This window comes from Saccharothrix sp. 6-C, assembly GCF_016695385.1.
Classification (GTDB): domain Bacteria; phylum Actinomycetota; class Actinomycetes; order Mycobacteriales; family Pseudonocardiaceae; genus Actinosynnema; species Actinosynnema texasense.
The window spans coordinates 7744135-7757551 of sequence record NZ_CP064192.1 but is presented as its reverse complement, the minus strand read 5'-3'; the positions used below and the strand labels follow the sequence as shown (position 1 = coordinate 7757551).

Sequence of the window (13417 nt, the reverse complement as noted above, 5' to 3'; positions counted from 1 at the left end):
CCTGCCTACGGCTGGCCGAGCTTCTGCTCACCGTCGATGTAGATGCCCTGGTTCTCCCACTTCAGGATGATCAGCTTGCGCTCGGTCATCACCGAGTTGTCCTTCATGTGGTAGGCGATGTCGACCTCGTAGGCGAACGACGAGTTCTCCCGAACGTTCTCCAGCTCGACCGACTTCACCTGGCCCCACAGGCCCTGGTAGCCGCTCGGGCCGCCGGCCGTGGACTGCATCCTGGCGGTCAACCGGCTGTAGCCCTCGTCCACGTACTCCGGCAGCAGGGCGAAGTAGTCGCGCAGCGCCTGCTCCTGCTGCTGGGGCGACGGCATCGCGGTGATCTTGGCGGTCGGGGTGGTCGGCTTCTTCGACGGCGTCACCGACGCCTCGCCGCCCGCTTCCTGCGCCGCGGTCGTCGTGGTCGCGCCGGCCTGGTTGTCGCCCGGCTCGTCCTTGTCGGACAGCACGCTCGCCAGCAGGATGCCCACGACCGCCGCGCCCGCGATGGCGAGCGCGGTGAACACGGTGGACCGCTTGCTCTTCATCGGACCGCCGCCCGGTCTCGACGCGCCGGCCGGGCGGGCGGCCGGGCGGACCGCCGGGGCGTGGCCCTGCTGCCGCTGCGCCGCGGGCTGCGGGGTCGGCGCGGGCGCCACCCTGGTCGCGGAGTGCGGCGGGTTGTTCGGCGCGGCGGGCGGGTTGTGCTGGCCCGCCGGGGTCAGCGCGCGGGTCGGCTGGGCCTGCACGGGCGAGCCCTGCCACGACGGCGGGTGGCTCTGCGGCATCGCCACCGGGAACTCCGGCGCGGCCCGGCCCGCCGCCACCGCGGCCAGCGCCTCGCGGGCCTCGGCCATGGTGGGCCGGTCCTCCGGCTCGGCGCGCAGCAGGCGCATCAGCAGCGCGGTCAGCGGGCCCGCCTGCTTCGGCGGCACCACCTTGCCCGACGCGACCTGGTGCAGCAGGGCGATGGTGTTCTCGTTCAGGCCGAACGGCGGCGCGCCCTCGATGGCCGCGTACAGCGTCGAGCCGAGCGAGAACACGTCCGAGGGCGGACCGGGGTCGTAACCCTTGGCCACCTCGGGCGCGAGGTAGGCGGGCGTGCCCGCGAGCATCCCGGTCGCGGTGACCGTGACGTCGCCGGTGGCCCGGGAGATGCCGAAGTCGGTGATCTTCACCGTGCCGTCGTTGCCGAGCAGGATGTTGCCCGGCTTGATGTCGCGGTGCACGATGCCCGCGTTGTGCGCGGCGGCGAGCGCCGAGGCGACCTGCGAGCCGATCGACGCCACGTCGCGGGGCGGCAGCGTGCCGCGCTCCGACAACGCCGTCGACAGGCTCTTGGACGGCAGGTACTCCATCACCAGCCACGGCTGGCCGTCGTCCTCCGCCACGTCGTACACCGCGATCGCGTGCGGGTGCTGCAGGCGTGCCGCGATCCGGCCCTCGCGCATGGCGCGGCGCTTCGCCTCGTCCGTGTCGGACTCGGCCAAGCCGGGCTGCAGCAGCAGCTGCTTGACCGCGACGGTGCGGTGCAACCGCTCGTCGTGCGCTTCCCAGACGATGCCCATAGCACCGCTGCCGATCCGCCGGCCAAGTCGGTAGCGGCCGGCAACCAGGCGGCCATCGTCGCTCACGGCGTGCTCCCAGTAGCTGCTAGGGCTTCATTCAGTGGCGAACGACAAGACGCCACTAGGACAAGAACGTTGCGTCACCCGATCGGGCTCGGCACCACCTTACGAGGTTCACGGTCCGCCCTGTCCCGCAGTGGGGGGTGTAGAGCCCGCGACGGTGGTTGTCGTCGTAGTGGTCGTGGTCGTGGTGGTCGTAGTGGTCGTGGTCGGCGGCGGCGTGGTCGTCGTCGTGGTGGTGGTCGTGGTCGGCTCGGTCGTCGTGGTCGGCTCGACCGTGACCGTCTCCGTCTCCACGGTGGTCGTGGGCGGCGGCGTGGTGGTCGTGGTCGGCTTGGCCGTGGACGAGCTGGACTCGCTCGCCGGCGGCGTGACCGGTTCCTTGCCGCCGAACCAGTCCAGCGCCACCGCCAGGAAGCCGAGCAGCAGCACGGCGCCGAGCACCACGGCGGCGATCACCAGCGGCCGGTTGTCGCTCGACCGCGACGGCGGCGGCGCGACGACCGGCGTGGCGCCGCTCGTCGACCGCGGCCCGGGCCGCACCACGCGGGTGCGGTCGGCGTCCATGAGGGCCGTGGCGCCCGCCGGCACCGGCGCGAAACCCGGCGAGCTGGCCGGCAGCAGGCCGGTCAGGCTGGGGTTGCGGCCGTGCGCGACGGCGCTGAGCATGTCGCGGGCCTGCGCCATGGTCGGCCGGTCGGCGGGGTCGTAGTTGAGCAGCCGCAGCAGCACGTCGGTCAACGGGTGGTCGACCGACGGCGGGTTGATCCGCCCCGCCGCGACGGCGTGCAGCACGCCGAGGGTGTTCTCCGACAGCCCGAACGGCGGCTCGCCCTCGGCCGCCGCGTACAGCGTCGAGCCGAGCGAGAAGACGTCCGAGGCGGGGCCCGGGTCCTGGCCGCGCGCGATCTCCGGCGCCAGGTAGGCGGGCGTGCCCGCGATCAGGCCGGTCTTGGTGACCGTGACGTCGTCGCTGGCCCGAGAGATGCCGAAGTCGGTGATCTTGACCAGGCCGTTGTCGGCGAGCAGCACGTTGCCGGGCTTGACGTCCCGGTGCACGATCCCGGCGGTGTGCGCGGCGGCCAGCGCGGACGCGGCCTGCATGCCGATCTGCGCCACCTCGATCGGGTCCAGCGGCCCGTGCTCGGCCATCGTGTCGGCCAGGCTGTAGGACGGCAGGTACTCCATGACCAGGCACGGAGCGCCGTTCTCCTCCACCACGTCGTAGACGGCGATGGCGTTGGGGTGGTGCAGCTTGGCGGCGATGCGGCCCTCGCGCATGGCGCGCTGGATCGCCTCGTCCTGCTCGCGCTCGTCGAGGCTCGGCGCCAGCAGCAGCTGCTTGATCGCCACGATGCGGCCGAGGCGCTCGTCCTGGGCTCGCCACACGACGCCCATCGCGCCGCTGCCGATCCGGTCCAGGAAGCGGTAGCGGTCGGCGATGACGCGACCGTCGTTGCTCACCGGACCACCTCGCTGGGGCGCTGCGTGACCGCGGCAAGGGCAGCAGGTCTCACGCTCGGGCTCCTCGTCGTGCGGATCGGTGCGCGGAACAGGCTAGGCCACCGCTCGCCCGCAGAGCCTACCCCGGCCGTGACTACGCCTTTCGAGCCGTTGCGCAGGTCACGTGAGCCGAGAGGTGACCGGGAAGGGATACCTGATACCGGGCCGTAAGGACACCCGTTCGCACGAAGATCGCCAGTTTTGCGGCCGAACGGGCTAACTGCCCGACACGCCACCCGTTCGGGCGCACCGCTCGCGCACCTCGACCCCACCGCACACCTCGAACCCGCCACTCGGCGTGTCCGGGCGGCGGGGTCGGGGAAGGGCGGTGCGGAGGTCAGCTGGCCGGGGCGAAGAAGTCGAACCCGCCGATCGGGTTCAGGATCCCGCCCAGGTCGAGGCCGAGGCCGAGGTCGATGCCCGAGCCGTCGTCGGACGGCGGGGTGCTCGGGGTGCTCGGGGTGCTCGGGGTGGACGAGGACGGCGGCGGCGTGGAGGACGACGGCGGCTGGGAGCTGCTGCTCGGCGCCGGGGGAGTCGTCGTGCTCGGCGGCGGGGGCGTCGTCGTCTGCTGGGTGCTGCTGCTCGGCGCCGGCGTGGTGGTGCTCGTGCCCGGCGGGGCCTGCTGCGTCTCCTGCTGCTGCGTCGTGGTCGTCGGCTGCTGCGTGACGGGCCGCGGCGCGCGCTGGGTCGTCGTCTCGGCCGCCTGCTCGGGCGTCGTCGTGGTGGTCTCGGCCTGCGTCTGCTGCTGCGCCTGCTGCTGGGCGGCCGCCGCGCCGAGGTCCTTGGTGAGCGTGTTGGTGGCGCGTGCCGCCGGGCGGGCGTCGAAGCGCACCTCCGCCAGCGGGCGCTCGTCCGGGGACGACATCAGGTTGGTCGCGGTGAACGCGACGGTGCCGGCGAGCACCACGCCGCCGCTCGCCATCGCGACGAGCTTCGGCACGGAGAACCCGCCGCCGCCCCGCTCTTCCTCGCCGGCGCGGCCTTCGCGGCGCAGCAGCTCGGTGATGTGCAGCTCGCGGCCCGAGAGGTTCGGGAGGTTCTTCGCGGCGGCCGCGGCCGAGAGGGCGGCCACCGAGAAGCGCACGGTCTCCTCGTCGTCGCCGGTCCGCGCGGTGGCCCGGGTGTCGGCTCCGGTGTCGGTGATCCGCGGGATCGGCTGCGTCTCCGCCTCGCGCCTGGCGAGCAGGTCGGCGACCGACAGCTTGGCCGTCGAGCCATCCTGTCGACGGCGTTTGTCGTCGTTCGACACCGCTGGACACCTTTCCCGGGGGAGAGCATTGCGCTACTGACCGGGACCATGGATACCGAATCGTGACCGTCTACGTAACCCCTTTGAGTGAAGTTTCCTACGCTTTCGCAGATCAGTTGAACGCTGAGTGAACAGTTAGGGCTGGATCGTCACGCTGCGTCACCCGCGCTGGGCCGATAGGACCTCGGTCGCGACAATGCGTGGGACGCTCGTGTCGGTCAGCCGGAACAGCTGCTCGACCCGCATCCACCGGCCGGTGCGCTCCTGCATCGACACGACCGCGAGCACCGCGCCGTCCGGCCGCAGCGAGGTCGACTCGATCGTGATCGCCTGCACGTGCTCCCAGGACTCGACGAAGTCGCGCCGGCTGCCGCCGAGCAGCTCCGGCGACAGCAGCCGGGCCGCCTGCGTGGGGTTGGCGGGCAGCAGCTCGAAGAACTTCCGCACGATGTCGACCTGCGGCTCGGGGCCGACGTCGACCTGCGTCGGCGGGACCATCATCGGCGGCTCCGCCGGCGTGTAGACGGCCGTCGGGGCGACCAGGCGCGCCTGCGCGGGCACCCCGTCCGGCCGTTCGGCGCCCAGCCCCGCCGACAGCAGGTCCGGGCGCAGCGCGGCCGACCCGCTGATCGCCGCGGGCGGCTCGACCCGGGGCCCGTCGGGACCGGCGGGGCGGTTGCCCGCGAGGACCGCGGTGGCGGCGATCGAGGCCAGCAGCACGACCGCACCGGTGGTCACGCCGGCGAGCTTCGCCGTGCGGGTGGGACGTCTCCCTGAGAGAGCCGTGTCGTTCTCCTCGCGCAACAGGTCGGCGACCAGGCCATGGGTGGCGGCCTGATCGCGGGTCCGGATCCGCACCGGCGCGGGCTGCTTCCTGATCAGCTCCGCCACCGTGACCGAACCCGTGCGGTTGTGCCTGCGACCGCTCGTCGTAGGGCGCTGCACTGGCGACTCCCTCGGTCGTGTAGTCGCCAAGACTCGTACCGTGGGGGACCTGCGAGAAGCCAGCTCAGCGTGTGAGTTCACTCGTTCGTGGCGGCCAGTGGTCGACGCCGGTACCTCGAACGGAGGAAGGATTACGGAGCGACGCCCACCCCGGGTGGGCTCAGGCGCCGCCGGCGGGCCGTTCTCCGTCGATCAGCGGTGTGCCGGTGGTGGTGAACACCAGCTCCCGCTTCTCCGTGGTCCTGGACCCGTCCTCGTGGGTCACGCCCAACGTGCTCACCGTGACGCCCCGTGTCGGGTCGACGCTGATCTCCAGCACCTCGATCAGCGACACGTCCGCGAACTCTCGCTCCAGGTCCAGCACGTCGCCCGCGATCCGGAACGCCTCCGAGACCAGCGTCAGCGCGCCGTCGGAGTTCGCCGCCACCTCTTCGTAGAACAGCTCGGTGCTCATCGCGAGCGTGTCGGCGTCCACGACCGGCGCGGACTCGGAGGGCACCGCGGTGACGACCGCGGAGGTCTCCGGCGCCGGGTCGACGACCGGGCCGGCGACCGGGTCGTCGGGGGCGCTGCCGGCCGCCGCGGCCCGGTCGCCGCCGGCGGGGGACAGCTCGTCCACCACGGCCGCGGCGGGCACGTGGCGCGCCGTGGAGGAGGTGGGCGGTGGCGGTGGCGGCGGGAAGCCGGTGAGCAGCGGCACGCCGGTCGGGTAGCCGGGCAGCGCGATGCGCTCGGCCGGGCCGTTCGTGCCGACCAGGTTGGACGCCACGACGGCCAGCCCCACCAGCACGCCCGCCGAGGACAGCACGGTGAACCAGGCGGCCCGCTTCCACGTCCGGGGCGGCGTCACCGAGGCCGGCACCAGGCCGATGTTGAACTTGCGCAGCCCCATCGCGTCGGTGTCGACGAACGGGTCCGGTGGTGGCGGCTCGGGTGGGGGCGCCGGTGGTCGTGGCGCTCGCGGTGGTGGCGGCGCCGGTCGTGGTGGTGGCGCGGGCGCCGGTCGCGCCACCGCGCGGTCGAGCGGGGTGTGGTCCAGCTCCCCGCCCATGGGCAGCCAGATCGCCGCCCCGTCCTCCAGCCGATGCCGACCCGACCGTTCCGGTTCCCCGATGTCCATGCTGTGCAGACCCCTCCGCCCCCCGACCTGACGGCCCTCGCGGTTCACCTGTGGCTCGGACTCACCAGCGGGTCCGAGTGGCGCGGGGAATGGGGGTGGGACGCCGAGGACCCCGCCGCTACCTCAGGGTAGGTGCAGGGTGCACGGAGAGCTGCGCTGATCAGCCTTGTGGGGGCCGGCGACACACTTAAGAGTGAATCTTTCAGCTGCCGCTGTTCAGCTTCTTCCTGGTGCCCTGGAGCGCGTTGGTGGCGGCCAGGCCGGCGCCGCCCGCGATCAGCGCGCCGATGATGTCGCCGGAGGTGGACGCGCCCGACGTGATCAGCAGACCGACGAGCGCGATGATCGTCGTCACCCCGGCGACGGTCCACCGGCTGCGCACGTACTGGGCGATGGGCGCGCCGGCGGCGCGCTTGGACTTGGCGGCGGAACCGAGCATCGCGAGGTAACCGTCGTGCGCCAGCGCGGCGAGCACACCGATGATCGCGATGAGGCCCGTGATGAGACCGATGACCATGGCACCAGTGTGCCCGTCGCCAAACCCGCTGGACCATCCGTGATCGCCCTGATATCTCCCAGGGGTGGAGGTCTTCTGGCACGACGCCTGCCTGGCGCACGACACCGGCGCCGGGCTGTGGGAGCTGCCCGGCCGGTGGGAGTGGCTCGACGAGCCCGAACCGCACCCGGAGAACGCGGCCCGGCTGCGCACGTTCCGGCACGCGCTGGCGCACGGGCCGGTCGCGCCGCACCTGTCCTGGTCGACCGGCCGGTTCGCCGACGACGAGGAGCTGGCCCGCGTCCACGCGCCGTCCTACCTGGCCCGGCTGCGGACCGCGTGCGAGCGGCGCACGGTGGTGGAGGCGAACACCGTCGTGGGCCCCGGCTCGTGGGACGCGGTGCGGGCCGCCGCCGGCACCGCGCTGGCGGCCTACGAGGCGGTCGCGGCCGGCCGGACGCGCCTGGCCTACGCCCTGGTCCGCCCGCCCGGCCACCACGCCCAGCCGACCGCGGCGGACGGGTACTGCCTGGTCAACAACGCCGCGCTGGTCGCCGAGACGGCCCGCCGCGCGGGTCGCCGGGTCGCCGTCCTGGACTGGGACGTGCACCACGGCAACGGCACGCAGGAGGTGTTCCGCGACACCGACGACGTGCTCACGGTGTCCGTGCACATGCGGCACGGCCCGTGGGGCGCCAACCACGCGCAGACCGGCGCGCCGGCCGAGTCGGGCGCGTCGAACATCAACGTCGAGCTGTCCCTGGGCGCGGGCGACGGCGCGTACCGGCGTGCGCTGGCGGAGATCGCGTTCCCGGCGCTGGCCGAGTTCGGCGCGGACTTCCTGGTCTGCGCGTCCGGGTTCGACGGCTCCGCGTTCGACCCGAACGGCAGGCACAACCTGACCGCCGCCGGCTACCGGGACATCGGCCGGGCGGTGTCGGGGCTCGGCCTGCCGACCGTGCTCACGCAGGAGGGCGGCTACCTGCGCGGCTACTCGGCGCTGTGCCTGCACGCGCTGGTGGAGGGCCTGCTCGGCCTGGACCTGCTGGACGACCCGCTCGCCTACGTGCCGGACGACACCCAGCTGGTGGACGTGGACCTGGCCAGGGCCAGGTCCACCCTCACCGCCTGGAGATTCGCCGCCGAGCCGCGGACGGAGCCGCGGCGGCGACCTCGCCCGCCGTCCGCGGAGCAGCGGCGATCGAACGGCCCTACCGACCGAGGTGGCCGCGGCCCAGCCTGAGCAGGATCATCGCCAGGTCCCGGCCCTCCGGGCCGAGGTCCTTGTAGCGGTTGATCACGTCGATCTCCCGGTTGTGCACGATCCGGGTGCCGCCGGCGGCCATCCGCGCCGCGCCGATCACCTTGGAGACCTCTACCCGCCGCTTGACCAGCCTCAGCAGCTCGGCGTCCAGGTGGTCGATCTCCTGGCGCAGCGCGTCGATGTCCGGTGCGGCTTCGGTGCTGTTCATCGTGACGACCTCTCGACTCTGGTTGGAGTCCCAGCCCTGGCAGCAGCGAAGCCCCGGGGTCCGAGGACTCCGGGGCTTCGTGGTGGCTTGTCGGCGCTAGCGGTCCACGGGAGCCGGAGTCCGGTTCCCGTAAAAAAACTCGAAGTGGGCCATGCGCACCCGCTCATCATGCCACAGCCACGGACTGTCGGGGGTACCCGGTAACGTGGACAGGCGATGAGCGCCTTGTTCGACTTGCCTGCAAGTCCCCCCTCCTCCCGGTCCGCGCATTCCCCTTCTGGGCGGCTGCTCGAAGACCTCAACCCGTCCCAGCGACGGGCCGTCGAGCACGCGGGCGCCCCGTTGCTGGTCGTCGCGGGTGCGGGCTCCGGCAAGACGCGCGTGCTCACCCGCCGCATCGCCTACCTGCTCGCCGAGCGCCAGGTCCACCCCGGCGAGGTCATGGCGATCACCTTCACCAACAAGGCCGCCGCCGAGATGAAGGAACGCGTGGCCGACCTGGTCGGCGCGCGGGCCCGCTCGATGTGGGTGTCCACGTTCCACTCGATGTGCGTGCGGGTCATGCGCCGCGAGGCGAAGACCCTCGGCCTGTCGTCCAGCTTCTCCATCTACGACTCCGACGACACCCGCCGGCTGATCACGCTGGTGGCGCGGGACCTCGACCTGGACCCCAAGCGCTACCCGGCGCGCACGCTGGCGATCCACATCTCGAACCTGAAGAACGAGCTGGTCGACGCCGCCACCGCCAAGGAGCGCGCGAGCAACGACCTGGAGCGCCGCGTCGCCGAGGTCTACGAGAGCTACCAGCGCCGGCTCGGCGACTCGAACTCGCTCGACTTCGACGACCTGATCATGCGGACCGTCGAGCTGCTGCAGAACCACCCGGACGTGGCCGAGCACTACCACCGCCGGTTCCGGCACGTGCTGGTCGACGAGTACCAGGACACCAACCACGCGCAGTACACGCTGGTCCGCGAGCTGATCGGCACCGGCGAGGACGGCGTGCCGCCGGGCGAGCTGTGCGTGGTGGGCGACGCCGACCAGTCGATCTACGCCTTCCGCGGCGCGACGATCCGCAACATCGTGGAGTTCGAGCGGGACTACCCGCAGGCCACCACGATCCTGCTGGAGCAGAACTACCGGTCCACCCAGACGATCCTGAGCGCGGCGAACGCGGTCATCTCGCGCAACCCGAACCGCCGGGACAAGCGGCTGTGGAGCGACCTGGGCGACGGCGAGAAGATCGTCGGCTACGTCGCGGACAACGAGCACGACGAGGCGGCGTTCGTCGCCCGCGAGATCGACCACCTGGTGGACGGCGGCGAGGCGAACAACGGCGAGATCGCCGTGTTCTACCGCACCAACAACCAGTCGCGCGTGTTCGAGGAGATCTTCATCCGCCTCGGCCTGCCCTACAAGGTGGTCGGCGGCGTCCGGTTCTACGAGCGGCGCGAGGTGCGCGACGCGCTGGCGTACCTGAGGGCGTTGTCCAACCCCGACGACACGGTGTCGTTGCGGCGCATCCTGAACGTGCCCAAGCGCGGCATCGGCGAGCGCGCGGAGGCGTGCGTGTCGATGTACGCCGAGCGCGAGCGGATCGGCTTCGCGGCGGCGTTGCGCGACGCCGTGACGGGCAAGGTGCCGCTGCTCAACCCGCGCTCGCGCAACGCGATCGCCGGTTTCGTCGAGATGATGGACGAGCTCGGCGTGCTGGTCGAGCGCGGCGACGACGTGGCCGACGTCCTGGAAGCGGTGCTGGAGAAGACCGCATACCGGGCCGAGCTGGAGGCCAGCGAGGACCCGCAGGACCACACCCGGGTGGAGAACCTGAACGAGCTGGTCACGGTGGCCCGCGAGTTCGGGGACTTGAACACCCCCGCGCCGGACGAGGTGGCGGCCTCCGACCTCGGGGACCTGCCCTCCGAGGGCTCGCTCGCGGCGTTCCTGGAGCGGGTGTCGCTGGTCGCGGACGCCGACTCGGTGCCGGACGCGGAGTCCGACGGCGTGGTCACGCTGATGACCCTGCACACCGCCAAGGGCCTGGAGTACCCGGTGGTGTTCTGCACCGGCTGGGAGGACGGCGTCTTCCCGCACCTGCGCGCCCTCGGCGACCCGACGGAGCTGGCCGAGGAACGGCGCCTGGCGTACGTCGGCATCACGCGCGCCCAGAAGCGGCTGTACCTGTCGCGGGCGCTGGTGCGCTCGGCGTGGGGCCAGCCCTCGGCGAACCCGGCGTCGCGGTTCCTGGACGAGATCCCGGCCGACCTGCTCGACTGGCGGCGCACGGAGCCCAAGCGCTCCGCGCCGTCCGCGCCGACCTCGTGGGGCGGCGGTCGCGGTTCCGGTCCGTCGCGCCCGGCGCCGACGAACGCGGGCTGGAAGGACACGCCCGCGCTGAAGCTGGACGTGGGCGACCGGGTGAGCCACGACAAGTACGGCCTCGGCCGCGTGGTGGCCGTGGACGGCTCCGGGCCCCGCGCGACCGCCACGATCGACTTCGGCGGCGCGGGAACGGTGCGGCTGATGCTCATCGGCGGCGTGCCCCTCGTGAAGCTCTGAGGCGCGCTCAGCCGTAGTTCGCCGCCTTACGTGTGTAGAGGTGTGCCGGCCGGCCCCCAGAGGGTCGACCGGTGTTCACCTGAACGTGGCCTGATTTCCGTGCAACCCGGATCCCGCACGTGCGTCTATAGGGGTGTCACGAGCGGGACGGCCGGGTCGATCGGGGTGAACCCGGCCAGGGGGAGCGCTTGGCGGCACAGGGGGTTGCCTACGGGGGTAGGTGGCAAGGCGGGAGCCGCGTCGGGGCGGTGACCGCACGAGGGATCACCTTCGGGGGGCGGTTCCACGCAGGAGAGGGGCCGGGCTGCCGAGCAGCCCGGCCCCTCTTCGGTATCTGCGCTGTGAGCTGTCTGCGCGGTGACGAGCCCGGTCGGCTCAGACGCTGATGCCCTGGGCGTTCAGCCAGCCCAGCGGGTTGATCTTCTTGCCGTCCGCGTTCCAGACCTCGAAGTGCAGGTGCGGACCGGTGGAGAAGCCGCGGTTGCCCATGCGCGCGATCTGCTCGCCCGCCAGGACCCGCTGGCCCGCGCGCACCGAGTAGGTGTCCACGTGGCCGTAGACGGTCACCGAGCCGTCGGCGTGCTCGACCTTGACCCACAGGCCAAAACCGCTTGCCGGACCGGCCTCGATCACGACACCATCGGCGGCGGCCAGGATCGGCGTGCCGATCGGGCCCGCGATGTCGATGCCGTAGTGCATCTCGCCCCAGCGACCTCCGTACCCGGAGGTGAACTCGCCGGCGGCGGGACGGGCGAACTTGGGTCGCCGAGCCTCGGCCTCTTCGGCCTCGCGGGTCTCGGTGATGTGCTGGCTCTTGACGAGCTTCTGCGCCTCGGCCGCCGGGTCGACCGTCTTGGCGACGGGCAGGACCTGCGGGGAGGCGGGGCCGGTGCCACCGACGCCGAACGCGGCGGCGCCATCGGCCGCGGCGTTCGCGAGCGGTGTGACCTCGTCGGCGGAGGCCGGCGAGTCGGAGCCGAGCGCGTGGAGCGTCTGCCCTGCGCCGGCGGCGGCGAAGGCGCCGACGGCCACGGCGGCGACCACGATCCGTCCGCGCAGCGCCGAGGGCGGAGGCGGGAGCCGGTGCGTGCTCACCGTGCGGGTCGAAGCGCGGTCCACCGCTTCGTCGAGCACAGCAGAACTCGTATGGCCGCCGGGGGAGCGGTGTTGAGACAAAACCTGGCCTTCCGTCTTCGGGGAGTCCGGTCGGACTACCGGGCGGGGGATCCCGGTTGAGCCGGTCGGGGTACCGGCTCGTCGTCCTGCTTGTGACCAGACCGTGACAACGGACCGGGGGAAGATAACGGCGCGGAGCCCTTAAGGGCAATCCCCGAAGCCGAGGTTGGCCGTTTAGGGGTCAGTGGGACATCCGTGCGTATGACCGGTGACTCAGGGTTATGAACAGGCTACGAATACCCGGCGCGTGCAGGCACGATGGGGTGAACCCCACTGTCATACGAATGCGTGAGGGCGGTCACAACGAGCTGAAGGGTGCGGGTATCAACCGATAGCGAAAGGTGACCTGAATCACGTATCCGGTGCTCCTCCACGACCAACGCCGGATGCTCCAACCGGGCGTTCCGCTGCGGGACGATCACCTGGTCCATCTCGCTCCACACCACCACGAACCGGGTGCGGCAGGGCGGGCACGGTTCGGCCAATTCGGACAACAGGTCGGAACCCGGCCGCAATTGCCTGGTCAGCGCCGTGGGCAGCAGGTAGGCGGCCAACGTGCCGCGGTGCGGGGTCCCCAGGGTGACCAGCGTGCCCACGCGCGCGTCCCCGCCCAGGCGCTGCACGTAATAACGGGCGATCAGGCCGCCGAGCGAGTGGCCGACCACGTGCACCCGGTCGGATCCGGTCTCCTCGCAGATCCGCTCCACGTGCTCGCCCAGCATCGCCGCCGACCGCCGGACGTCCCCCGTCAACGCGGTCAGCACGCTGTAGTTCACCGCGTGCACCGCACCGAAGCCGCGCCTCCGCAGCGCCCCCGACAGCACTGCGAAGGCGGACCGGTTGTCCCCGATGCCGTGCACCAACACGATCGGGGTGCCCGCCACCTCCGGGGCCGAAACCAGCAGACCGCGCCGGCGGGGCGACAGGCGGTCGGTGCGGTAGTGCCCGTCGGGCTTGGCCCGTTCCTCCAGGACGCCCCACGGGTAGAGGACGGTGCGCGCGGCCAGCCAGGCGGCCTCCACGGCGACACCTCGCACCCCACCGGGGGTGGCGGCGGCCCGGAGCACGTCGCCGGCGAGACCGAGGGCCTCGCCCGCCACGCCCAGCCCGGCGTCCACGCTCGCGCCGACCCGGCCCGACCAGGTCTCGACGAGCCGCCGCACCGCGTCACTCATAGGGCTGAAAGTAGGTGATGCCCGCACTCACGGGCAGTACCCGACAGCCGCCGTCCACAACCCCCGGCGGTCCCGACCGCGGCCGTCGGCGCCGGCTCCG

The 13417-nt window shown here is 72.4% G+C and carries 11 protein-coding genes; 2 read left to right on the top strand and 9 right to left on the bottom strand.

All coding sequences use genetic code 11. The features are described 5' to 3' along the window. Nucleotides 1-5: 5 nt before the first annotated feature. The 6 genes from IOD16_RS33350 to IOD16_RS33325 form a co-directional block, all read right to left on the bottom strand. On the bottom strand, nucleotides 6-1625 hold the full coding sequence (locus IOD16_RS33350) for a serine/threonine-protein kinase (RefSeq protein WP_201437658.1): 1620 nt from the start codon (nucleotides 1623-1625) through the stop codon (nucleotides 6-8). Nucleotides 1626-1733: 108 nt separating this feature from the next. After that, nucleotides 1734-3083, bottom strand: coding sequence for a serine/threonine-protein kinase (locus tag IOD16_RS33345; protein WP_201437657.1), 1350 nt, complete (start codon nucleotides 3081-3083; stop codon nucleotides 1734-1736). 376 nt (nucleotides 3084-3459) lie between these two features. After that, entirely contained in the window at nucleotides 3460-4374 is a 915-nt protein-coding gene (locus IOD16_RS33340) for a hypothetical protein (protein WP_201437656.1), read from the bottom strand. 159 nt (nucleotides 4375-4533) lie between these two features. Then, nucleotides 4534-5319 (bottom strand): hypothetical protein, encoded by a 786-nt coding sequence (locus IOD16_RS33335; RefSeq protein ID WP_201437655.1) that lies wholly within the window; start codon nucleotides 5317-5319, stop codon nucleotides 4534-4536. A 160-nt stretch (nucleotides 5320-5479) separates the two neighbouring features. Further along, the gene (locus tag IOD16_RS33330; protein ID WP_201437654.1) at nucleotides 5480-6439 is read right to left on the bottom strand and encodes a hypothetical protein; all 960 of its coding nucleotides are present in this window, start codon (nucleotides 6437-6439) and stop codon (nucleotides 5480-5482) included. A 202-nt stretch (nucleotides 6440-6641) separates the two neighbouring features. Then, nucleotides 6642-6956 (bottom strand): hypothetical protein, encoded by a 315-nt coding sequence (locus IOD16_RS33325; RefSeq protein ID WP_123745348.1) that lies wholly within the window; start codon nucleotides 6954-6956, stop codon nucleotides 6642-6644. 64 nt (nucleotides 6957-7020) lie between these two features. On the opposite strand from IOD16_RS33325, the gene IOD16_RS33320 reads away from it, so the two are divergent. Beyond that, on the top strand, nucleotides 7021-8178 hold the full coding sequence (locus IOD16_RS33320; protein WP_201437653.1) for a histone deacetylase: 1158 nt from the start codon (nucleotides 7021-7023) through the stop codon (nucleotides 8176-8178). Here the strand turns inward: IOD16_RS33320 and IOD16_RS33315 are convergent. Further along, nucleotides 8147-8407: a chorismate mutase gene (locus IOD16_RS33315; RefSeq protein WP_123745350.1), complete on the bottom strand. Its 261-nt coding sequence runs from the start codon at nucleotides 8405-8407 to the stop codon at nucleotides 8147-8149. The genes IOD16_RS33320 and IOD16_RS33315 overlap by 32 nt on opposite strands. Before the next feature lie 216 nt (nucleotides 8408-8623). On the opposite strand from IOD16_RS33315, the gene pcrA reads away from it, so the two are divergent. After that, nucleotides 8624-10966 carry a DNA helicase PcrA gene (pcrA, locus tag IOD16_RS33310; RefSeq protein ID WP_201437652.1) on the top strand — a complete coding sequence of 781 codons (2343 nt, stop codon included), beginning with the start codon at nucleotides 8624-8626 and terminating at the stop codon, nucleotides 10964-10966. Nucleotides 10967-11341: 375 nt separating this feature from the next. On the opposite strand, the gene IOD16_RS33305 is transcribed toward pcrA, so the two are convergent. Beyond that, nucleotides 11342-12100 (bottom strand): M23 family metallopeptidase, encoded by a 759-nt coding sequence (locus IOD16_RS33305; RefSeq protein ID WP_236594531.1) that lies wholly within the window; start codon nucleotides 12098-12100, stop codon nucleotides 11342-11344. 272 nt (nucleotides 12101-12372) lie between these two features. After that, complete coding sequence (locus IOD16_RS33300; protein WP_170185205.1) at nucleotides 12373-13317, bottom strand: alpha/beta fold hydrolase; 945 nt, start codon at nucleotides 13315-13317, stop codon at nucleotides 12373-12375. Between the last annotated feature and the right edge of the window lie 100 nt (nucleotides 13318-13417).

Excerpts from the sequence above, each read along its gene's own strand:
- IOD16_RS33330 (WP_201437654.1), bottom strand. The coding sequence starts at position 6,439 with ATGGACATCGGGGAACCGGAACGGTCGGGTCGGCATCGGCTGGAGGAC.
- IOD16_RS33325 (WP_123745348.1), bottom strand. The coding sequence starts at position 6,956 with ATGGTCATCGGTCTCATCACGGGCCTCATCGCGATCATCGGTGTGCTC.
- IOD16_RS33315 (WP_123745350.1), bottom strand. The coding sequence starts at position 8,407 with ATGAACAGCACCGAAGCCGCACCGGACATCGACGCGCTGCGCCAGGAG.
- pcrA (WP_201437652.1), top strand. The coding sequence starts at position 8,624 with ATGAGCGCCTTGTTCGACTTGCCTGCAAGTCCCCCCTCCTCCCGGTCC.
- IOD16_RS33300 (WP_170185205.1), bottom strand. The coding sequence starts at position 13,317 with ATGAGTGACGCGGTGCGGCGGCTCGTCGAGACCTGGTCGGGCCGGGTC.